20 protein-coding genes are annotated in these 20056 nt (G+C 63.5%); 5 read left to right on the top strand and 15 right to left on the bottom strand.

The genetic code is table 11. The annotated features are described in order from the left end of the window. Positions 1 to 42: 42 nt before the first annotated feature. On the top strand, positions 43 to 558 hold the full coding sequence (locus QOS90_RS26860) for a DMT family transporter (protein ID WP_085274367.1): 516 nt from the start codon (positions 43 to 45) through the stop codon (positions 556 to 558). Here the strand turns inward: QOS90_RS26860 and QOS90_RS26855 are convergent, their stop codons facing one another. Next, positions 559 to 1467 (bottom strand): LysR family transcriptional regulator, encoded by a 909-nt coding sequence (locus QOS90_RS26855; RefSeq protein WP_085274368.1) that lies wholly within the window; start codon positions 1465 to 1467, stop codon positions 559 to 561. 194 nt (positions 1468 to 1661) lie between these two features. Between QOS90_RS26855 and QOS90_RS26850 the strand changes: the two genes are divergently transcribed. After that, the gene (locus tag QOS90_RS26850; protein ID WP_027593614.1) at positions 1662 to 2636 is read left to right on the top strand and encodes a quinone oxidoreductase family protein; all 975 of its coding nucleotides are present in this window, start codon (positions 1662 to 1664) and stop codon (positions 2634 to 2636) included. A 27-nt stretch (positions 2637 to 2663) separates the two neighbouring features. Continuing rightward, positions 2664 to 3599 (top strand): LysR family transcriptional regulator, encoded by a 936-nt coding sequence (locus QOS90_RS26845; RefSeq protein WP_085274369.1) that lies wholly within the window; start codon positions 2664 to 2666, stop codon positions 3597 to 3599. 122 nt (positions 3600 to 3721) lie between these two features. Here the strand turns inward: QOS90_RS26845 and QOS90_RS26840 are convergent, their stop codons facing one another. Both QOS90_RS26840 and QOS90_RS26835 read right to left on the bottom strand, forming a co-directional pair. Continuing rightward, positions 3722 to 4051: a hypothetical protein gene (locus QOS90_RS26840; protein ID WP_085274370.1), complete on the bottom strand. Its 330-nt coding sequence runs from the start codon at positions 4049 to 4051 to the stop codon at positions 3722 to 3724. A 74-nt stretch (positions 4052 to 4125) separates the two neighbouring features. Further along, positions 4126 to 4776 carry a DUF998 domain-containing protein gene (locus QOS90_RS26835; protein ID WP_027593611.1) on the bottom strand — a complete coding sequence of 217 codons (651 nt, stop codon included), beginning with the start codon at positions 4774 to 4776 and terminating at the stop codon, positions 4126 to 4128. A 197-nt stretch (positions 4777 to 4973) separates the two neighbouring features. Here QOS90_RS26835 and QOS90_RS26830 point away from each other — a divergent pair, with 197 nt between their 5' ends. Next, on the top strand, positions 4974 to 5723 hold the full coding sequence (locus QOS90_RS26830) for a FadR/GntR family transcriptional regulator (RefSeq protein ID WP_027593610.1): 750 nt from the start codon (positions 4974 to 4976) through the stop codon (positions 5721 to 5723). Positions 5724 to 5893: 170 nt separating this feature from the next. Here the strand turns inward: QOS90_RS26830 and QOS90_RS26825 are convergent, their stop codons facing one another. From QOS90_RS26825 to QOS90_RS26775, 11 genes are all read right to left on the bottom strand, one after another. Next, positions 5894 to 7474 carry an aldehyde dehydrogenase (NADP(+)) gene (locus tag QOS90_RS26825; RefSeq protein ID WP_085274371.1) on the bottom strand — a complete coding sequence of 527 codons (1581 nt, stop codon included), beginning with the start codon at positions 7472 to 7474 and terminating at the stop codon, positions 5894 to 5896. A 77-nt stretch (positions 7475 to 7551) separates the two neighbouring features. Beyond that, positions 7552 to 9105, bottom strand: coding sequence for a galactarate dehydratase (gene garD / locus QOS90_RS26820; protein WP_085274372.1), 1554 nt, complete (start codon positions 9103 to 9105; stop codon positions 7552 to 7554). Positions 9106 to 9183: 78 nt separating this feature from the next. Next, entirely contained in the window at positions 9184 to 10545 is a 1362-nt protein-coding gene (locus QOS90_RS26815) for an MFS transporter (RefSeq protein WP_027593607.1), read from the bottom strand. A 104-nt stretch (positions 10546 to 10649) separates the two neighbouring features. Beyond that, a complete protein-coding gene (gene kdgD, locus QOS90_RS26810; RefSeq protein WP_027593606.1) occupies positions 10650 to 11561 on the bottom strand; it encodes a 5-dehydro-4-deoxyglucarate dehydratase in 912 nt (303 codons plus the stop codon). 448 nt (positions 11562 to 12009) lie between these two features. Then, complete coding sequence (locus QOS90_RS26805; protein WP_027593605.1) at positions 12010 to 12819, bottom strand: gamma-glutamyl-gamma-aminobutyrate hydrolase family protein; 810 nt, start codon at positions 12817 to 12819, stop codon at positions 12010 to 12012. 427 nt (positions 12820 to 13246) lie between these two features. Further along, positions 13247 to 14029 carry an amino acid ABC transporter ATP-binding protein gene (locus QOS90_RS26800; RefSeq protein ID WP_027593604.1) on the bottom strand — a complete coding sequence of 261 codons (783 nt, stop codon included), beginning with the start codon at positions 14027 to 14029 and terminating at the stop codon, positions 13247 to 13249. Positions 14030 to 14049: 20 nt separating this feature from the next. Then, positions 14050 to 15294: an NAD(P)/FAD-dependent oxidoreductase gene (locus tag QOS90_RS26795; RefSeq protein WP_085274373.1), complete on the bottom strand. Its 1245-nt coding sequence runs from the start codon at positions 15292 to 15294 to the stop codon at positions 14050 to 14052. 16 nt (positions 15295 to 15310) lie between these two features. Further along, the gene (locus QOS90_RS26790) at positions 15311 to 16021 is read right to left on the bottom strand and encodes an ABC transporter permease (protein WP_085274374.1); all 711 of its coding nucleotides are present in this window, start codon (positions 16019 to 16021) and stop codon (positions 15311 to 15313) included. Then, entirely contained in the window at positions 16018 to 16737 is a 720-nt protein-coding gene (locus QOS90_RS26785) for an ABC transporter permease (RefSeq protein ID WP_027593601.1), read from the bottom strand. The genes QOS90_RS26790 and QOS90_RS26785 overlap by 4 nt, the downstream gene beginning before the upstream one ends. A gap of 171 nt (positions 16738 to 16908) precedes the next feature. Further along, positions 16909 to 17661 carry a transporter substrate-binding domain-containing protein gene (locus tag QOS90_RS26780; protein ID WP_027593600.1) on the bottom strand — a complete coding sequence of 251 codons (753 nt, stop codon included), beginning with the start codon at positions 17659 to 17661 and terminating at the stop codon, positions 16909 to 16911. 21 nt (positions 17662 to 17682) lie between these two features. After that, a complete protein-coding gene (locus QOS90_RS26775) occupies positions 17683 to 18555 on the bottom strand; it encodes a MurR/RpiR family transcriptional regulator (RefSeq protein ID WP_027593599.1) in 873 nt (290 codons plus the stop codon). A gap of 143 nt (positions 18556 to 18698) precedes the next feature. Here QOS90_RS26775 and QOS90_RS26770 point away from each other — a divergent pair, with 143 nt between their 5' ends. Continuing rightward, complete coding sequence (locus tag QOS90_RS26770) at positions 18699 to 19724, top strand: Ldh family oxidoreductase (protein WP_085274375.1); 1026 nt, start codon at positions 18699 to 18701, stop codon at positions 19722 to 19724. Between the two features lie 63 nt (positions 19725 to 19787). Here the strand turns inward: QOS90_RS26770 and QOS90_RS26765 are convergent. Continuing rightward, on the bottom strand, positions 19788 to 20056 hold a 269-nt coding region (locus QOS90_RS26765), incomplete at its 5' end, for a transposase (RefSeq protein WP_283600567.1).

Below are 20056 nucleotides of genomic sequence, written 5' to 3'. Positions count from 1 at the left end.
CATCGATCATGGCCTCCATCACACTACAAGGTGAGGCAAGTCATGTTGAGCAAGTCGATGGTTCTGTTGGGTATCCCTGTGGCGATGGCGTTGCTGGCGGGTGCCGTGCTGCCGTTTCAGGCAGCTGGCAACGCCGCTGTTGGCCGGGCGTTGGGCCACTGGTTATGGGGGGCGTTCACCTCGCTGACGGTCAGTTCAGTGGTGGTGATTGCGGCGCTGCTGATACTGCGGGTGCCAACGCCAGATCTGGGCAAGGCCCTCCAAGGGCCGTGGTGGCTGTGGATTGGCGGCGTGCTGGGCGCGCTCTACGTGGCCGGCGCGGCAGCACTGACGCCGAAACTGGGCGCTGCAGGCTTTCTGGTGCTGGTGGTGGCAGGGCAGATCTTGACGGCGGTCATCGCTGACCATTTCGGGGTAATGGGGCTGGGGGGCAAACCAGTCAGCCTGGCTCGGGTGGCCGGCGTGGTACTGATCCTGTGTGGGGTGTTTCTGGTCCAGGGGAACTGGGGGAGCAGCGCTGCGGCCAAGCCTGTGGTGCTCGAGCAGTCACAGCGCTGATCAAGTGCCTGGCTGGCTGCAGGCCCACACGGCCTCGCGCAGCCAGCGATGCCCGGCGTCGCTGTCTTTGCGGCTGTGCCAGGCCTGCTGATAGGCAAACGAAGGAATGGCCAGTGGCGGCTCAAACCGGCGCAACGCCTGATGCTGGCGCAATGAACCTACCGCGCGGCTGGCCACTGTGAGAATCAGGTCGGTGCCCGCAAGCACCTCGACCGCTGCGCTCCAGTGCGGCAGTGCCAGGGCTATCCGCCGCTGAAGGCCGTGGGCGGCCAATGCCCGTTCTATTTCATCATGGGCATCGGGGTGCATGGCCATCAACACATGGGGGCGAGCCAGCCAGTCGGCCAACGCTAGGCCCCCACTGGCAGGCAGCACCTGGCGGTCGGCAACACTGATGAAGTGTTCCTCGAACAGGGGCTGGGCGGTGATGCTCTGCGGCAGCTCGGGGAATAGGCCCAAGGCCAGGTCGAGCTCCCCGTCGAGCAGCTGGGCCAGCATGGTTTCACGGCTGGCCTGGCTGATTGCCAGGTCTACACCGGGTGCTACCTGGCGCACGTGGCGGACCAGGGGCGGAAGGATGATGCGCGAAGCATAGTCGGACAACGACAAACGGAACCGACGCTGCGCATTGGCAGGGTCGAACAGCGGAGCGGCCAGCAGCGCGTTGAGGTTGCCCAAGGCATCTTGCAGCGGCTTGGCCAGTGCCTGCGCACGTGCGGTCAGGGCCATGCGGCCGTTCTGGCGAATCAACAAGGGGTCATCGAAGTGCCTGCGCAATTGTGCCAGCGCATGGCTCACCGCCGGCTGGCTGCGGTGCAGGCGCAGGGCGGCGCGGGTCACGTGCTTCTCTGTCAGCAGTGCATGCAAGGCCAGCAGCAGGTTGAGGTCGATCTTGCGCAGTTCATCCATGGGGCGAATAGTCGAGGCTGGTTGGGCGGGCTTTGATCAGCCTAACAGATGCTCTGGTTTGGGTGCGCGGCGGTGCGCATGGCGGTCGGCTATTGCTGCACGGGTTGCAGAAATCATCTGCACTGCGCCGTATTGTTCAACTTGCCATGCCTAATTAGCCTGTATCGAAACCGTCATCCTCACAGGAGTCGATCATGGCCAACCGTATAACACTCAACGCCACCGGTACTGCCGATGTCATGCAGGTGCAGCACGTCCAACCGCAAGTGCCAGGGCCAGGCGAGGTTTGGCTGGAGCAGACCGCCATGGGCGTCAACCCGCTGGACGTACTGCAGCGCAAGGGCGGGGCGCCCCTGGCATTGCCGTCTGGCCTGGGGCTGGAGGGCGCCGGGCGGGTGAGCGCGGTGGGTGAAGGGGTGAGCAATGTGCGCGTGGGGGACCGGGTGGCGTATGCGATGGGCCCGGTAGGCGCTTATGCCAGCGGGCGGCTGTTCCCTGCCGAGCGCCTGGTCAAGCTGCCGGACTCACTGGATGACGAAGCCGCCGCAGCCGTATTGTTCAAGGGCATCACCGCGCAGTACCTGCTGAAGAGCACCTACCGCGTGGGGCCGGGTACCCAGGTGCTGCTGTATGGCGCGGGCGGGGCATTGGGGCAGCTCATGGCGTCTTGGGCCAGGCACCTGGGGGCGACCGTGATTGGCGTGGTGTCGCGACCGCAGAGCGTCGAGCGGGCGCGGGCGGCGGGCTGCCATCACGTGATGGTGTTCGAGGCGGCCACGTTGGCCAGGGAGGTGCGTGAGTTGACGCACGGCGAGGGCGTGGACGTGGTGTATGACAGTGTCGGCAAGGTGTCGCTGGAGGCCTCGCTGGACAGCCTGCGCCCGCGCGGGTTGCTGGTGTCGTTTGGTGGCACCTCCGGCGCGCCGGCGGCCATTGAAGTGGCCACGCTCAATGCCAAGGGCTCCCTGTACCTGACGCGCCCGTCACTGGCAGCCCATACGCGCACCGTCGAGGAGTACCAGCAGCGCGCCGCCGATGTGCTGGCGGCGGTCGACGCAGGTATCATCCAGCCTCGGGTCTGGCGTCGCTACCCGCTGGCCGAAGCGGCCAGGGCCCACGCGGACCTGGAGCAAGGGCTGTCGGAAGGGGCGCTGATTCTCATTGCCTGACTTTCCTACCTTCTGCCGAGCCTTGCCATGGACGCCTTCGACAGCCGCCGCGCCGATGAACTTGCCACCTTGCTGGCCTTGCACGAGCAGGGGTCGTTCGCGGCTGCTGGACAGCAACTGGCGCGCCACCCCACGGTGCTGTCCAAGCGCCTGAGCGCACTCGAAGCACGCCTTGGCATCCGCCTGGTTGAGCGCAGCACGCGGCAACTGCGCTTCACCGACGAAGGTGAGCGGTTGGTGGCGCGGGTGCGCGAGGCCAGCCGGCTGATCGCCGAAGCCGAACAGGAAGCCACGCAAGGGGCGGTAACGGTGCGGGGGCGTTTGCGCCTCGCCTTGCCGGCGGCCATGGGGCGGCGCTGGTTGAGCGGGATGTTGGCGGATTTTGTGCTGGCCTATCCGCAGGTCACAGTGGAGGCCGAATACGCCGATCGCTTCGTTGACCTGATCGGCGAGGGCTTTGACGCTGCCATCCGTATTGGCGAGTTGGCCGATAACCGCCTGGTGGCGCAAAAGCTGTGCGATCACCGCCGCATCCTCTGCGCCTCGCCGGGCTACTTGGCCAGTCATGGCACGCCGCAGCAGCCTGAGCAGCTAGCCGGGCATAACTGCCTCGGCTTCAGCGGCTTGCGTTCGTTTCCCGAATGGCGCCTCACCCGGCAAGCGCAGCAAGTCAGTGTCAAAGTCACTGGTTCGTTGCGCAGTAATGACAATGAAGCCTTGCTCGAAGCTGCCCGCCGGGGTGTGGGCATATTGGCTGGCGGCGACTGGCTGATGGGCGAGGACTTGACCAGTGGGCGCTTGGTGCGGGTGCTGCCGCAGTGGCAGCTCGACGTGGCGGCAGGGATCTACCTGGTGCGGCCTACGTCACGGTTGAACACCGCTGCACTCGGGGTTTTCAAGGCGTGGGTGACTGAGCAGTTCAGTGCGGGAGCGCCCTGGCGGCACCAGGGCGATCATCTTTAGATTTCGCTTTAATCTTATTCTTTAAGTAATTGAAAATAAACGATAAAACTAATTTTGTCGCTTCTGCCTACTATTAAGGTTTTGCTAAAAATAATCAGGCTAACCTACTGAAAAATATAGATTTATCGCCTTGCGACGGCATGCTGCACGCATTGCTCGTAATAGGTCTGCTTGATCGCCGCAGGTTTCAATCGCGAACGGCTGTTGTAAGTCTGCTCGGTAATGCCGAAGGCGGTCATGCGCATCCACGGCTTGGCGAACTTGCGCGCCTGTAACTTCTTGCGCGTGGCATACAGGGTTACCCCTGATAGCTTGGCCTGCTGGGCTTCTGCGGCGATCTGTGCGCCCCAGCCACAGGTCTGGCGATCATTCTGGCTCAGCGTCCTGGCCTGCACGCCGAAGGCGGCCGTGGCCAGCAGGCAGCCGGCCATCGTTGCTAGAAGTACTCGCATGTTGCTGTCCTAAGCATCTGAAGGAGAAGGGAGTTTGCCTTCCCTTCAAACGCCTGGGGGCCAGCAATTTGCCGTCAGGCGGTGGCCATTCGCAACCGCGCTGAGGCGGGGGCACGCAGGCTGGCCCAGGCAAGGCCTGCCACCCAGATGACCGATACGCCGTAGTTCAAGCGCTGGTACAAGCCGAACAGATGGCCACTTTCAACAGCCTGGCCCATCAGCGCGACGGTCACGATCGCCAGCACTACGGCTGCCAAGGAGAACAGGCTCAAGGCCCGTGAGCCGGCCACCCGGTTGCCTAGCCAGGCCCACAGCGCACTGGCCCAAGTCAACGAAAGGAACATCAGCAAGCCTGAGAGGTTGTGCAACTGCTGCGACAGCGAAGGCTGTGCCGGTGCACACCCTTGGTCGCAGGGGAACCAGCCGGAGCCCAGGCTGCCCAGGCCATGCAGCAGCACCAGGGCCGCGCTGACCCGCGCCAGGGTCGATCCCTGCCAGCGACGGGCCAGACCCCAGGCAAACAGTGCGAACAACACGGCCAGTGGGAAGTTGTTGACCAACGCAGACCAGTGCTGGGTGGCTGCACCCACGGCGCCGAGTTGGCTCATGGCCTGTTGCAGGTGGTCATAGCCGGGGTACGCCTGGGCGGTCAGCCAGACGCCAGCCAGTAGCCACAGGGGGATCAGCAGGCCAGTGGCGAGCAGAATTCGGTCGAGCGGTTTCATGCTGTCGTTTCCTTCCATGGATAAGTGAGCGCGAAGCCGCACGGTACAGCCTTTCGCTGGCTTTGGGCCAGCATGTGGCGCTGATTTTTCGCATTCCGCGTGTCGCAGACACAGTGTGAAATACCGCATTGGGTGTATGTGATCGTACAACTGCTTGCGCTATCATGGGCGCTGTCTTTCAAGGTGAAATACAGGGCATGACAGAGCAGCAGGTACAGGCAAGGACCCGGCGCAAGCCGCGCAGTCTGGCCCAGGAACTGGTCACGGTGCTGACCGAGCGAATTCGCAGCGGCCAGCTCAAGCGCGGCGACAAGCTGCCGACCGAATCGCAGATCATGGCGGAAGAGGGCGTTAGCCGCACCGTGGTGCGCGAGGCCATCTCGCGGCTGCAGGCCGCAGGCCAGGTGGAGACCCGCCATGGGATCGGCACCTTTGTGCTGGACGCACCGGCTACGGGCGGTTTCCGCATCGACCCGGCGACCGTGGTGACCCTGCGCGAAGTGCTGGCAGTGCTGGAGTTGCGCATTGCCCTGGAGATCGAGTCGGCAGGGTTGGCGGCGCAGCGGCGCAGCGATGAACAGCTGGTTGGCATGCGCGCAGCGCTGGACGAGCTCAACGAAGGCGCGGCCCATGCGACCGATGCCGTTTCCGCGGACTTCCAGTTCCACTTGCGCATCGCCCAGGCCAGCGGCAACCACTACTTTGCCGACATCATCAACCACCTGGGTACCAGCATCATTCCACGTACCCGGCTCAATTCGGCACGCCTGGCCCATGATGACCAGGCGCACTACATGAGCCGGTTGATGCATGAGCACGAGGCGATCTACGAAGCGATTGCCCGGCAAGACAGCGAAGGGGCGAAGATGGCCATGCGCATGCACTTGAGCAACAGCCGCGAGCGGTTGCGTCAGGCGCATGAAGAGGCGGAAGCGCAGGGGGTCTGAGCCCTCTGTCGCCCAGGCCGGCCCCTTCGCGGGTAAACCCGCTCCCACAGGATCACTGCAGCCCTGAAATCTGTGCCACCCCTGTGGGAGCGGGTTCACCCGCGAAGGGGCCGGTACAGACAAAAGAAAAAGCCCCGACATGTGCGGGGCTTTTTCCATTCTAAAGACGATCAGATCGCCTCTTCGCTCCACTGCCCATTCACCAGGCGACGCAGCCCCAGCGGGTTGCCATCGCGCAGCGCCTCAGGCAGCAACGCCTGCGGGTAGTTCTGGTAGCACACCGGGCGCAGGAAACGGTCGATGGCCAAGGTGCCGACCGACGTGCCGCGTGCATCCGAGGTTGCCGGGTACGGCCCGCCATGCACCATGGCGTCGCACACTTCGACACCCGTCGGGTAGCCATTGACCAGAATCCGGCCGACCTTTTCTTCCAGCAGCGGCACCAGCCAGGCGAACGCTTCGAAATCCTCCGGCTCGCCGATCAGGGTCGCGGTCAGTTGGCCGCGCAGGCCGAGCAGTGCGGCGCGCAGTTGTTCGTTGTCCTGGGCTTCGACGGCCACAGTGGTTGGGCCAAACACTTCTTCTTGCAGCAACGGGTCGGCGTCGACCAGCAGGCGGGCGTCAGCCTTGAACAGCTGGGCGCGGGCCTGGTTGCCTTCCTGTGCCTGGCCGGCCAGGTGCTCGATGCCAGCGTGGGCGTGCAGGTGCTCCAGGCCGCCAACGTAGCTGCGCAGGCCGCCGGCGTTGAGCAGAGTCTGGCCAGCCTGTTGGTCGAGGTGCTGGCCCAGGTCGGCCAGCAACTGGCTGAATTGCGGCGATTGCAGGCCGATCACCAGGCCAGGGTTGGTGCAGAACTGGCCGGCACCCAGGCACACTGAGCCTGCCAGTTCGCGGGCGATGGCTTCGCCGCGTTTGGCCAGGGCACCGGGCAGGATGATCACCGGGTTGATGCTCGACATCTCGGCAAACACCGGGATCGGCTGTGGGCGTTCGGCGGCCATGCGGCACAGCGCATCGCCACCCTTGAGCGAGCCAGTAAAGCCGACGGCCTGGATCGCCGGGTGCTTGACCAGCCATTCGCCGACCCCGCCGCCGAAGACCATGTTGAACACGCCCTTGGGCATGCCGGTGCGCTCAGCGGCGCGCTGGATGGCACAACCGACCAGGTCGGCTGTGGCCATGTGGCCGCTGTGCGCCTTGAACACTACCGGGCAGCCTGCGGCGAGGGCGGCGGCGGTGTCGCCACCGGCAGTCGAGAAGGCCAGCGGGAAGTTGCTGGCACCGAACACGGCAACCGGGCCTACGCCAATGCGCATCTGGCGCAGGTCGACACGAGGCAGCGGTTGGCGATCCGGCAGGGCCAGGTCGATGCGTGCCCCCAGGTAATCACCGCGGCGCAGGACTTGCGCGAACAGGCGCATCTGGCCACTGGTACGCCCGCGCTCGCCCTGGATACGCCCTGCAGGCAGGGCGGTTTCGCGGCAGACGATGGCGACGAAGGCGTCGTCCAACTCATCCAGTTCGGCGGCGATGGCATCGAGGAATTCGGCGCGGCGCGCCGGGGCCAGTTGGCGGAATTCGGCGAAGGCGGCAGCGGCGGCTTGGGCGGCTTGGTCCACTTCAGCCTCGGTGGCCTGGGCAAAGCTGTAGGGCAGGGCCTCGCCAGTGGTGGCGTCCAGGCTCTGCAGGCGTTGCGCGCCAGCGGCGCTGCGCTGGCCGGCGATGAAGTTGTGGCCGAGGATCTCAGGCATGGGGTGCTCCTTTGATGAAATAAAAAGCTGAAGGACGGCATGGCCCGCTCCCACAGGGGCCATGCCAAACCGCTACATCAGGTAATCGGCGCCGGGTTGAACAGGGTGATGTCGTTGTGCAGCCGGTGTTGTTCGGCCCAGGTCTGCTTGCGGCCGCTGGCCACGTCCAGGTAGTAGTGGAACAGCTCCCAACCCAGTTCCTCGATGCTCGAGCGGCCTGTGGCGATGCGCCCGGCGTCGATGTCGATCAGGTCAGGCCAGCGCTCGGCCAGCTCGGTGCGGGTGCACACCTTGACCACGGGTGCCATGGCCAGGCCGTACGGCGTGCCGCGGCCGGTGGTGAAGACATGCAGGTTCATGCCAGCTGCGAGCTGCAAGGTGCCGCAGACAAAGTCGCTGGCCGGGGTCGCGCAGAAGATCAGGCCTTTGCGGGCGACTCGCTCGCCAGGGCCGAGCACGCCCTGAATAGCGCCGCTGCCGGACTTCACGATCGAGCCCAAGGACTTTTCGACGATATTCGACAGGCCGCCTTTCTTGTTGCCCGGCGTGGTGTTGGCGCTGCGGTCGGCCGCACCTTGCTGCAGGTAGCGGTCGTACCAGTCCATCTCGCGCACCAGCGCATCGGCCACGTCCTGGTTCTCGGCGCGGGAGGTCAGCATGTAGATGGCGTCACGCACTTCGGTCACTTCCGAGAACAGCACGGTCGCGCCGGCGCGTACCAGCAGGTCGGAGGCATAGCCCAGCGCGGGGTTGGCGGTGATGCCAGAGAAGGCATCGCTGCCGCCGCACTGCATGCCCAGGATCAGCTCGCTGGCGGGCACCGTTTCGCGACGGCGCTGGTCGAGCTTCTTCAGGCGGGTTTCAGCCAGCGCCATGATCTGTTCGATCATTTCGCCGAAGCCCAGGCTGGCGTCCTGCAGGCGATACAGCCACGGGTCACTGAGGTCTACCGAGGGGTCGTTGTCGTGCATGACCTGGCCGGCCTGCAGCTTTTCACAGCCCAGGCTGATGACCAGCGCTTCGCCGCCAAGGTTAGGGTTACGCGCCAGGTTGCGCACGGTGCGGATCGGGATGTAGGCATCGCGGGCGTTGATCGCCACGCCGCAGCCGTAGCTGTGGGTGATGGCGACCACATCATCGACGTTGGGGTACAACGGCAGCAACTCTTGACGAATGCGCTTGACCGCATGCTCCAGCACGCCGGTCACGCATTGCACGGTGGTGGTGATGCCGAGGATGTTGCGGGTGCCGACGGTGCCGTCGGCATTGCGGTAGCCCTCGAAGGTAAACCCCTCGAGTGGCGGCAAGGCGTCAGGGACGGCGTCGCAGCGCGGCAGGCTGTCCAGCGCTGGGGCTTCTGGCATGGCCAGCTGGCTTTCCTGAACCCAGCTGCCTTGGGGCAAGTCTTCAAGGGCGTAACCGATGATCTGCCCATAGCGGCGCACCGGCTCGCCTTTGGCGATCAGTACGGTGGCGACCTTGTGGCTCTGCGGCACGCCTTCGACCAGGGTCAGGCCGTCGGGAAAGCGGGCGCCTTCGCCCAGGCCGCCGTCGTTGACCACTACCACGACATTGTCGTCATCGTGCAGGCGGACGTAGCGGGGCGAGTCGGAATGTTCGATCAACTGCATGTTCGGGCCCTTCTTGTGATTGCTCAGGCTTTATACATCCGCCCGCGGCCGGCAGGTGCCGGGCGCGGGCGTGTTCACTCAGTGTCGGGCGCTTGCCAGGTCACCATTGGCGGTGACGTCGGCTTCAGCCTTTGGGGGTTCATGCAGCTCGATGCGCTTGATCGGGCCGACGATCACCAGGTAGCTGAACACCGCGACCAGGGCGTTGGCGCCTACATACACCAGGGCCCACTTGAACGAACCGGTGGCGCTGATGATGTAGCCGATGACGATGGGCGTGGTGATCGAGGCGATGTTGCCGAAGGTGTTGAACAGGCCGCCCGAAAGGCCGGCGATCTGCTTGGGCGAGGTATCGGCGACCACAGCCCAGCCCAGTGCACCAATGCCTTTGCCGAAGAAGGCCAAGGTCATGAAACCGACCACCATCCATTCAGCGTCGACATAGTTGCAGAAGACCATTGTGGTCGACAGCAACAGGCCGCAGACGATCGGCAGCTTGCGCGAGAAGGTCAGCGAATTGCCGCGGCGCAGCAGCCAGTCCGACAGCACCCCGCCCAGCACGCCACCGATGAAGCCGCAAATGGCCGGCAGCGAGGCAATGATGCCCGCCTTGAGGATGGTCATCCCACGCTCTTGCACCAGGTACACCGGGAACCACGTCAGGAAGAAGTAGGTGATGGCGTTGATGCAATACTGGCCCAGGTACACGCCCAGCAGCATGCGGCTGGTCAGCAACTGCTTGATGTAACCCCATTTCGGGCCGTCGTTGCCGCGTTTCTGGTCCATGTCCACCAGGCCGCCGTTCTGCTCGATGTGCTCGAGCTCGCTTTGGCTGATGCGCGGGTGTTGCTTGGGGTTGTAGATGGTCTTCATCCACACGAACGAGAACAGGATGCCAAGGCCGCCCATGACCACGAACACATGTTCCCAACCGAAGCTGAAGACAATCCAGCCCATGATCGGGGCAAACAGTGCGGTGGCGAAGTACTGGGCCGAGTTGAAGATGGCTGAGGCCGTGCCGCGTTCTGCGGTGGGGAACCAGGCCGCGACGATGCGGGCGTTGCCCGGGAACGACGGGGCTTCGGCAAAGCCAACCAGAAAACGCAGGGTGAACAGCGTCACGATTGCCCATGCCACCGGCAGGCCACCGACAAACCCTTGCAACAGGGTGAACAGCGACCAGGTGAAGATGCTGAAGGCGTAGACGTTCTTGGAGCCGAAACGGTCGAGCAGCCAGCCACCAGGGATCTGGCCAGCCACGTAAGCCCATCCAAAGGCAGAGAAGATATAACCGAGGGTGACGGCGTCAATGCCGAGGTCTTTCTGCAGGCTGGAGCCTGCGATTGCAATGGTAGCGCGGTCGGCATAGTTGATCGTGGTCACCAGAAACAGCATGAACAGGATCAGGTAGCGCACATGCGTCTTCTTAGTCGCTTGCATGCTGGTAGTACTCCCACTAGTTATTTTTGTGCGGGCTCACGAGGTGTAACCGGAGTGGGGGCTTCCCACTCCGGGTGCGGCTGAGACAGGCCGCGGGGGTTCGCTTATTGCGGACCCATCTTGTCCATCAGGGCTGCGAGCATTTCGTATTCTTCAGCAGTCAGGTCGGTCAGCGGCGTGCGCACCGGGCCTGCGTCGTAACCGGCGATCTTGGCGCCCGCCTTGACGATGCTGACTGCGTAGCCGGCCTTGCGGTTACGGATGTCCAGGTACGGCAGGAAGAAGTCGTCGATCAGCTTGCCAACGGTGGCGTGGTCTTCGCGGGCGATGGCGTGGTAGAAGTCCATCGCGGTCTTTGGCACGAAGTTGAACACGGCCGACGAGTAGACCGGCACACCCAAGGCCTTGTAGGCAGCAGCATACACTTCGGCGGTCGGCAGGCCACCCAGGTAGCTGAAACGATCGCCCAGGCGGCGGCGGATCGACACCATCAGCTCGATATCACCCAGGCCATCTTTGTAGCCGATCAGGTTCGGGCAACGCTCGGCGAGTTTTTCCAGCAGGTCGGCGTTCAAGCGGCAGACGTTACGGTTGTAGACCACTACACCGATCTTCACCGATTTGCACACGGCTTCGACGTGGGCGGCGACGCCGTCCTGGCTGGCTTCAGTCAGGTAGTGCGGCAGCAGCAGCAGGCCCTTGGCACCCAGGCGCTCGGCTTCTTGCGCGTATTCGATGGCCTGGCGGGTCGAGCCACCAACGCCGGCGAGGATCGGTACCGAAGTGGCGCAGGTGTCGACGGCAGTCTTGATCACCTGGCTGTATTCGCTGGCCGCCAGGGAGAAGAACTCACCGGTACCGCCGGCTGCGAACAGGGCGCTGGCGCCATAAGGGGCCAGCCATTCCAGGCGTTTGATGTAACCCGCCTGGTTGAAGTCGCCCTGGGCATTGAAGTCGGTGACCGGGAAAGACAGCAGGCCGTGGGAGAGGATGGATTTCAGTTCTTGTGGATTCATTGTTATAGGCATCCTGTGGCGCTTGGGTGAGGGTGTGTAGAAGCGATGGAGGTAAGTTATCGTACAACTTGTACGATGACTAGTCCCTCGATGCATTTTTTTTCCCTGGTGGGCTGAGGAAGGCGTGTTTCTGCAGGCGTCCCTTTCGCGGGTAAACCCGCTCCCACAGGGAAAGGGCAAACATTCAGCACCTAGGAAACCCTGTGGGAGCGGGCTTGCCCGCGGATGGTGCGTAGTAGGCGACAACCGATCATGCATGAAGCCTGGCACTCAGGTTCATGGCAAACAGTCATCGTATCTCTTGAGGGGGGAGGAAAAAACGATCGCGGAGACAGGCACAAGCCCGCCGCCCGCATCCACGGGAAGTGTTCTGGGACCAGCAGAGGGTGACCGGGGAAGCGGGGGCGGCCTTGCGCCGCCCCGCGATCAAAGCTAACGAAGCTTTGTGTCAGGCAGCCTGATGGTGCTTGACCTGGGACTTGCGAACCTGGGCGCGGCAAGCGTCGCCGAAGGCTTGGAAGATCTTGATCGAATCAGGGTTTTTCGCGGCTTGCCACTCGGGGTGCCACTGCACCGCGAACAGGAAGGGCGAAATGCTCGGGGCATGAATAGCCTCGACCAGGCCGTCTTCGGCGAGGGCGATCGGCTCGATGCCTATACCCAAATTGCGCAGGCCTTGGCCATGCAGCGAGTTCACGCGGATCTCGTCGCAGCCCAGGGTGTCGCGCAGCCAGCTGCCTGGCTTGACCTTCACGGCATGCACTTGAGCGTACTGCACGTCGACCGGGTCTTCGGGGTTTTCGCGGTGATCGTTGAAGCCTGGCTCGGCGTACACCTTCTGGTAGATGTCGCCACCCAGCGCCACGTTGATTTCCTGCATGCCACGGCAGATGCCGAAGATCGGCAGGCCACGCTTGAGGGCTGCCTTGACCAGCGGGATGTCGAACAGGTCGCGTGCCTTGTCCTGGCCTTTGCCGGGGGTTTCGTTCTCCTGGCCGTACAGGGCCGGGTCGATGTTGCTGCCGGCACCGGTCAGGTAGACGCCGTCGGCCATGTCCAGGTAGGTCTCGAGGTCTTCAGTGCCACAGCAGGTGGGCACCAGGACCGGGACGCAACCGGCGAAGTCGACCAGCGGAGTAATGTATTTGTGGGTCATGACCTGATAGTCATGGCCTTTGCGCTCTTGGCTGCCCATGGTCATCAGAACGACGGGTTTGCGCAGGGAAGGTTGCTTGTTGCCAATGTTGCTGTTGGACATATGTCACCTTGGGACAGGTTCGACCTGTCGTTGTTGTGCAGGCGCACGGCCGGGGCCTTGAGTGCGACCTGAAGCCCCGAGCACTGCCGGCTCGTCAGAGGCGACGATTCCGGTCGGGACTTGTTGCTAGCTTGCCAGAGCCGTTCGATATGTCAAACGACTGGTAGAGGCTTTAGAGGGGGGTATACGCCGATTTCAGGGGGGTTAAACCGTTGCAGGCCTGTGGCGGCAAGGGTTTGGCAGGGGGTGAGGTCAATTATATTTAACGACGCAGTTGGTTCATTGCAGCGGTGCAATGAAGGCGGCGTATGCATTGGCACGCCACCTGTAATCGATGGACTTGTGCTGCGAAGAGGCCAGTGGCAGCAGCGTAAATCTTCGTGTCTGCACTGGCCTCTTCGCAGCGCAAGGCTGCTCCTACACGGATTCAGTGCAGTATCTGCGCCAGGAACCCTTTGGCCCGCTCGGTCTTCGGTTGGTTGAAGAAGACCTGCGGCGGGCTGTCCTCGATGATCTGCCCACCTTCAAGGAACAGCACCCGCTCGGCCACCTGCCGGGCAAAGCCCATTTCATGGGTGACGCAGAGCATCGTCATGCCCGTGTCGGCCAGTTTCACCAGCACATCCAGCACCTCGGCGACCATCTCTGGGTCCAGCGCCGAGGTCGGCTCGTCAAACAGCATGATGCGGGGTTTCATGCACAAGGCGCGGGCGATGGCCACGCGTTGTTGCTGGCCGCCGGACAGCTGGCTGGGGTATTTGTGCGCCTGGCTTTCGATGCCGACCTTGGCCAGGTACATGCGCGCGCGTTCCTCGGCGTCCTTGCGCGACAGCCCGCGCACGCTGGTGGGTGCCAGCAGGCAGTTGTCGAGCACGCTCATGTGCGGGAACAGGTTGAAGTGCTGGAACACCATGCCGATCTCGCTGCGGATCTGCGCCGCCTGGCGCGTGGTGGCGGCCAGGTCGGTGCCATCCACCTGGACGCTGCCTTTTTCGGCCACTTCCAGGCGATTGATGCAGCGGATCAGCGTCGACTTGCCCGAACCGGACGGGCCGCACAGGACGATGCGTTCGCCTTCGCGGACCTGCAGGTCGATGTCGCGCAAGACATGAAACGCGCCATAGTGCTTGTTCAAACCCTCGATACGGATCAGTACCGGGCGCGGGTCGGGTGCTGGAGCAAGGCTGGCAAGGCTCAAAGGGGCGGTCATATTGTTGTTCTCCGCAGGGTTCAGTCGAAACGTGTCGCGCTGTAGGGCGCAGGGTCGGTAAATGGGCGCTCGCCGGTCAGCAGTTCTGCCAGCAGCCGGCCACTGACCGGGCCCAGGGTGAGGCCATGGTGTGCATGCCCGAAGTTGAACCACAGGCCTTTGTGCCGCGGCGCTGGGCCAATCACTGGGCGCATGTCTGGCAGGCACGGGCGCCGGCCCAGCCACGGCGTGTCATCAAGGCGTTCGCCGAGTGCCGGGAACAACCGCCGGGCCAAGGCTTCACAGCGGCGCAGCTGGATTTCGTTGCCTGGCGCGTCGCTGGCAGCAAACTCGATACCGGTGGTCAGGCGCACGCCCCGGGCCATGGGCGCCAACACATAGCCGCCTTGGGTATCGCAGATCGAATGCTCGAGTTGCGCACCGTCACGGGTGGCGTAGTGCATGTGGTAGCCGCGCTTGATCGCCAACGGGATCTGGTAGCCAAGGCCTTCATAGAGGTCGGCCGACTGTGGGCCGAGGCAGGCCACCACTTCGTCGGCGGTGACCGGGCCGCGACGGCTGTCGACCTGCCATTGCCCTTCGACCTGGCGCAGGCTGCGCGCATCGCCATGCAGGAACTGCCCGCCACGTTGGACGAACAGCGCCGCATAGCCGCGGGTGAGGGCGCCGGGGGTGTTCACGGTCTTCGGGTCGAGCCAATGAATGCCACCCACCACGGTGCTGTCCAGTTGGTGTTCGCGTGCCTGAAGCTGCCCGCATTCGAGAATCTCGTACTGCAGGCCGTAACGGCTCAAGCCTTTGAGGTCCTCTTTCGCCTGCTTGAACAGGGCCGGGTCGCGGAACACCTCGATCCAGCCTTTGGCCTGAACCAGCCCTTCCAGGCCGGCGGCTTCGATCAGCGCGTCATGCTCTTCGACGCAGCGCTGCACCAGCGGCAGCATGTCGGCGGCGGCACCCGCCAGGCGCCCCGGCGCCGACTGGCGCCAGTAGCGCCACAGCCACGGTGCGGCCTTGGGCAAGTGCAGCAAGCTGTAGCGTACGTCGGGCTGGCGGTTCAGGCCGTAACGCAGCAGCGCGCCCGCTTGCCGGGGGAAGGCATACGGAATCACGCTGGAGCGCTCGATCAGCCCGGCGTTGCCATGGCTGGTGCCGCTGCCGGGTTCGTCGCGGTCGATCAGAATCACCTGGCGCCCGCGCGCCTGCAGGTGCAGCGCGGTGCTGACGCCGACAATGCCGGCGCCGAGAACGAGAGTCTGGCAATGCATGGAACGTATCCTTCGGTCAGTTCAGGTGGCGGCCCAGGCGGGCTTCCAGGTGTTTCAGGAGGCGACGTACCAGCTCGACGATCACCAGGTAGAGCACGGCGGCCCACAGGTAGATCTGGAAGTCGAAACTGCGCGAGAACGCCAGTTTGGTCACGCCCATCAGGTCGTAGATGGTCACCAGCGAAGCAATCGCGCTGGCCTTGATCATCAGGATCAGTTCATTGCCCAGTGGGCCGATGGCCACCAGCAGCGATTGCGGCAAGATCACCTTGAAGAAGGTGGTCGAGCGGCTCAGGTTCAGTGCCCGCGCCGCCTCATGCTGCCCAGGCGCGACGGCCATCAGGCTGCCGCGGAAGATCTCGGCCTGGTAGGCGGCGGTGTTCAGGGTGAATGCCAGCAACGTGCAGAACCACGCTTCGCGGAAGAACCACCAGAGGCCGACGTCCTGCCAGAAACCTTTCAACGAGCCGAGGCCGTAATAAAGCAGGAACAACTGCGCCAGCAGCGGCGAGCCGCGGAAGAAGTACACATAACCGGCCGACATGCGCTGCAGCACCTGGCTGCGCGACAAGCGTGCCAGTGCCAGCAGCAGGCCGAGTACGGCGCCCAGGGTGAATGAAATCGCCACCAGCTTGGCTGTCACCAGCAGCCCATCGACGAAGCGCGGGCCGTAGCGTTCCAGCAGGTCCGGGTCGAGGACGACTGCCAGCCATTGTTCGATATTCATGCCCGGGCTCCTTGCAGGTGACGGCTGCTGCGCCGTTCGATGAAGGCAAAGACCCGTCCCGAGACCGCCGAGAACAGCAGGTAACCCAGGCAGGCAACGCCATAGAAGAACATCGGCTCTTTGGTCACGCTGACAGCCAGGTTGGTCTGGCGCATCAGGTCGACCAGCGAGATGGTCGACACCAGCGAGGTGTCCTTGAGCAGCGACAACCAGTTGTTGGACAGGCCGGGCAGGGCGATGCGCGTCAGTTGTGGCAGCACCACCTTGAAGAAGCCTGTGCGCTTGCTCAGGCCCAGTGCCGAGCACGCTTCAAGTTGCCCTTTGGGCAGGGTCTTGAAGGCTGCCAGCCAGATTTCGCTGGAGAATGCGGCAAACACCAGGCTGAAGGCGATCATGGCGGCCAGGAACGTGTTGATCAGGAATTCGCCTTGATAGCCGAGGGCGGCCAACACTTTTTGCGCGGCGATCTGGCAGCCGTAATAGATGATCAGCAGCGTCAGCAGTTCGGGCAGGCCGCGGAACACGGTAGAAAAGGTTGTGGCCCAGGCCCGTGGCAGGCGTTTGCGCGAACGTGCGGCAAACGCTACGGCCAGGCCCAGCGGCAGGCCGATGGGCAGGCAGGCGAGGGCCAGCGAAACGGTGACCAGGGCGCCGGCCAGCAACGCCTGGCCCCAGCCTCCGCTGGCGAAGGACAGCAAGGACAATTGATCGAGCATGACAAACCCCTAAGGTGAGCAACGCGTTCTCTTGGTAAGAGCGGCCTTGTGTCGCGAAAGGGCTGCGGAGCAGCCCCAGGGTGTATGCCGCGGCACAGATTGCAGGGGGCCACTTTGTGGCCCTTTCGCAGCACAAGGCTGCTCCTACAGGATTGCGTCGTTTCCTGAAGATCAGTTGTAGATATCGAAGGCGAAATACTTGCTGGCGATCTTCTGGTAGGTACCGTTGGCAACGATCTGTTGCAGCGCGGTATTCAGGCGTTGGCGCAGCGCCTCGTCATCCTTGCGCACGGCGATGGCCGCGTCGGCCTTGGTGTCGGCCACGTCGCCGAGGATCTTGCAGCAGTCCTGGCCGTTCTTGGTCATCCACTCGTGCAGGGGGAACTTGTCGGCGATCACGCCATCCAGGCGGCCTGCGGCCAGGTCGGCGTTGGCTTCATCCATGGTCGGGTAGAGTTTCACGTCGGCACCGGCCTTGCCGTAGACGTCTTCGGCATAGATGGCTTGGGTCGACGAGGATTGGGCGCCCACGGTGTAGCCGACGAAGTTGTTCTGGGCATCGGTGATCTTGCTGTCCTTGGCCACAGCCACAGTCAGCGGGGTACGGTAGTAATGATCGGTGAAGGCGATTTTCTTGCGGCGCTCTTCGGTATTGATCATCGACGCGACCACGGCGTCGTACTTGCGCGCCATCAGGGCCGGGATGATGCCTTCCCAATCCTGGGCGACCAGGGTGCATTCGACTTTCATCTGTTCGCACAGGGCGTGGGTGATGTCGATGTCGAAGCCGTGCAGCTGGTTATCGGCGTCGACATAGTTGAAGGGCGGGTAGGCACCTTCGGTGGCGAAACGCAGGGTTTCAGCACTGGCGGCGCCCGCCAGCAGCAGGGCACACGCACCTACCATAGCCATGGTCTTGTTCATCTCGCACCTCTTGCACTCTTGCTATTGTTGTTTTCCCGCCGGCCACGAGGTGTAGCCGACGAATTCGTTATGTAGAGCGGCAGTCGCTTCCAAGCGTTTTTCAACATCCGGCCCGAGCTTCTTGCAGACCTCGTTGACCATCAGGTGCACCCACGACAGCATGGTCGCGGTGGATTCCCAGAACAGGTTGAATTCGGTGGGGATGCGGAACACCTCGTCGGCGTTGGCATCGGCCCAGTCACAGAAGGTATCGGTCACCAGGGTGACCGCAATGCCAGCCTCGCGCGCCTTCTGGCACAGCTGCAGGGCGTGGCGGGAATAACGACGCGCCTCGAACACCACCAGGGCGCTGTCTTCGGCGCGGCCCAACAGCACCTCACCGAAGTGCCCGGCGCTGAGGTCGACCAGTTGCACGCCGTCGCGCAGGTACTGCAGCAGGTGGCTCATGCACATGGCGACGCCGCGCTCGGTCTGAAAGCCGGCGATGAACACCCGTGGTTTGCTTGCCAGGCGCTGTGCCACGCGGTGCCAGGGCTCGCTCTGGCGGTACTCGTGCACACGCACCAGGGCGGCGATTTCCAGCTCCAGGCTGCCGGCGTTGTCGCTGGCATCATGGTTCTGGCGGTAGTCTTGCAAGCGGTCACCAACCAGCCACGGGCCATCGCCCAGGTCGTTCTGCAGGTCTTGCTTGAGCGCCTTGAGGTGGGCATAACCTAACGAGCGGCAGAAACGGCCGACACTGGATTCGCTGACACCCAGCTTGGCAGCGATGCTGGCCGAGGTCTGAAAGGGCAGTTCGTGCAGGTTGGCGAGCATGTAGCTGGCGATCGTGCGGCCTGAGGCGGCAGCCCCTTGCAGGCTGTTTTCCAGGCGTTGCTTGATCGGTTGGCTCATGCTGTTTCTCCGGGGGTGAGGCTTGCGATAGAAAATGAATGTTTTCTGTCATCAAGTCAATATTTGACAGATAGCTGTCACATGCAGGAAAGTTTTTGTCGTTGCAACGCTGTAGCCACTCTAATTCCAACAAGGAGCTTCAGATGTCCGCACCTTCCACTGGCACTGCCGTGCGTGTGCCTTTTACCGAGCTGCAGAACCTGTTGCAGGCAATCCTCCAGCGTCATGGCTGCAGCGAAACCGTGGCCCAGGTGCTGGCCCACAACTGCGCTAGCGCCCAGCGCGATGGCGCTCACAGCCATGGTGTGTTCCGTATTCCGGGCTATGTCTCGACCTTGGCCAGTGGCTGGGTCGATGGCCAGGCCAGGCCGAAGGTCAGCGACGTGGCGGCTGGCTATGTGAGTGTCGATGCAGCGGGCGGATTTGCTCAGCCGGCGCTGGCGGCGGCCCGTGAGCTGTTGGTGGCCAAGGTACGCAATGCCGGCATCGCAGTGCTGGCGATCCACAACTCGCACCACTTCGCGGCGCTGTGGCCGGATGTAGAGCCGTTCGCCGAAGAGGGCCTGGTGGCCCTGAGTGTGGTCAACAGCATGACCTGCGTGGTGCCGCATGGTGCACGCAAACCGCTGTTTGGTACCAACCCCATCGCCTTTGCCGCACCGTGTGCCGAACATGACCCGATCGTCTTTGACATGGCCACCAGCGCCATGGCCCATGGCGATGTGCAGATCGCTGCACGGGCCGGCCAGCAGTTGCCCGAGGGCATGGGCGTAGATGCCAACGGCCAGCCGACCACCGACCCCAAGGCCATTCTCGAAGGCGGCGCCTTGCTGCCGTTTGGCGGGCACAAGGGGTCGGCGTTGTCGATGATGGTCGAGCTGCTGGCGGCGGCGCTGACGGGCGGGAACTTCTCTTGGGAGTTCGACTGGTCCGGGCACCCTGGGGCCAAGACGCCCTGGACCGGGCAGTTGATCATCGTCATCGACCCGAGTAAGGCCGAAGGCGAGCGGTTTGCCCAGCGCAGCCGCGAGCTGGTGGAGCAGATGCAGGCCGTGGGCCTGACGCGGATGCCCGGGGAGCGGCGTTACCGCGAGCGCGAGGTGGCCGAGGAAGAGGGCGTGGCATTGACCGAGCAGGAACTGCAGGGCCTCAAGGCATTAGTTGCCTGAACCGGCCTCTTCGCGGGTAAACCCGCTCCCACAGGTTTGGCGTTGTGGGAGACTCTATGGTTTTCAGCAAGCCGGTTTGCTCGCTTTGGTGACATATTCGTCCTGATTTTTCATCAGGGCGAATGCTACGCGAGCAAGCTTTCTTGCCAGGATCACGAGGGCCTGGGTCGTTGCCTTGCCGCTGTTGCGGTGTTGTTCATAGATGCCTTTCCAGGCCGTAGACTTGCTAGCGGCCATCGCTGCATTGTGCAGCAAGCGACGGATTTCTGAGCAACCCCGTTTTGTCAGTCGGCGTCGTCCTGTTTTCTGCCCAGAGTCACTCACTCGCAGAT

This window comes from Pseudomonas sp. LAIL14HWK12:I10, assembly GCF_900184205.1.
Lineage (GTDB): Bacteria > Pseudomonadota > Gammaproteobacteria > Pseudomonadales > Pseudomonadaceae > Aquipseudomonas > Aquipseudomonas kermanshahensis.
Note: the sequence above shows the minus strand (reverse complement) of the source record. Positions and strands in the feature narration are given on the sequence as shown.

What these genes read in the sequence shown, in the direction of transcription:
- QOS90_RS26860 (WP_085274367.1), top strand. Translation starts at nt 43, where the DNA reads ATGTTGAGCAAGTCGATGGTTCTGTTGGGTATCCCTGTGGCGATGGCG.
- QOS90_RS26855 (WP_085274368.1), bottom strand. Translation starts at nt 1,467, where the DNA reads ATGGATGAACTGCGCAAGATCGACCTCAACCTGCTGCTGGCCTTGCAT.
- QOS90_RS26850 (WP_027593614.1), top strand. Translation starts at nt 1,662, where the DNA reads ATGGCCAACCGTATAACACTCAACGCCACCGGTACTGCCGATGTCATG.
- QOS90_RS26845 (WP_085274369.1), top strand. Translation starts at nt 2,664, where the DNA reads ATGGACGCCTTCGACAGCCGCCGCGCCGATGAACTTGCCACCTTGCTG.
- QOS90_RS26840 (WP_085274370.1), bottom strand. Translation starts at nt 4,051, where the DNA reads ATGCGAGTACTTCTAGCAACGATGGCCGGCTGCCTGCTGGCCACGGCC.
- QOS90_RS26835 (WP_027593611.1), bottom strand. Translation starts at nt 4,776, where the DNA reads ATGAAACCGCTCGACCGAATTCTGCTCGCCACTGGCCTGCTGATCCCC.
- QOS90_RS26830 (WP_027593610.1), top strand. Translation starts at nt 4,974, where the DNA reads ATGACAGAGCAGCAGGTACAGGCAAGGACCCGGCGCAAGCCGCGCAGT.
- QOS90_RS26825 (WP_085274371.1), bottom strand. Translation starts at nt 7,474, where the DNA reads ATGCCTGAGATCCTCGGCCACAACTTCATCGCCGGCCAGCGCAGCGCC.
- garD (WP_085274372.1), bottom strand. Translation starts at nt 9,105, where the DNA reads ATGCAGTTGATCGAACATTCCGACTCGCCCCGCTACGTCCGCCTGCAC.
- QOS90_RS26815 (WP_027593607.1), bottom strand. Translation starts at nt 10,545, where the DNA reads ATGCAAGCGACTAAGAAGACGCATGTGCGCTACCTGATCCTGTTCATG.
- kdgD (WP_027593606.1), bottom strand. Translation starts at nt 11,561, where the DNA reads ATGAATCCACAAGAACTGAAATCCATCCTCTCCCACGGCCTGCTGTCT.
- QOS90_RS26805 (WP_027593605.1), bottom strand. Translation starts at nt 12,819, where the DNA reads ATGTCCAACAGCAACATTGGCAACAAGCAACCTTCCCTGCGCAAACCC.
- QOS90_RS26800 (WP_027593604.1), bottom strand. Translation starts at nt 14,029, where the DNA reads ATGACCGCCCCTTTGAGCCTTGCCAGCCTTGCTCCAGCACCCGACCCG.
- QOS90_RS26795 (WP_085274373.1), bottom strand. Translation starts at nt 15,294, where the DNA reads ATGCATTGCCAGACTCTCGTTCTCGGCGCCGGCATTGTCGGCGTCAGC.
- QOS90_RS26790 (WP_085274374.1), bottom strand. Translation starts at nt 16,021, where the DNA reads ATGAATATCGAACAATGGCTGGCAGTCGTCCTCGACCCGGACCTGCTG.
- QOS90_RS26785 (WP_027593601.1), bottom strand. Translation starts at nt 16,737, where the DNA reads ATGCTCGATCAATTGTCCTTGCTGTCCTTCGCCAGCGGAGGCTGGGGC.
- QOS90_RS26780 (WP_027593600.1), bottom strand. Translation starts at nt 17,661, where the DNA reads ATGAACAAGACCATGGCTATGGTAGGTGCGTGTGCCCTGCTGCTGGCG.
- QOS90_RS26775 (WP_027593599.1), bottom strand. Translation starts at nt 18,555, where the DNA reads ATGAGCCAACCGATCAAGCAACGCCTGGAAAACAGCCTGCAAGGGGCT.
- QOS90_RS26770 (WP_085274375.1), top strand. Translation starts at nt 18,699, where the DNA reads ATGTCCGCACCTTCCACTGGCACTGCCGTGCGTGTGCCTTTTACCGAG.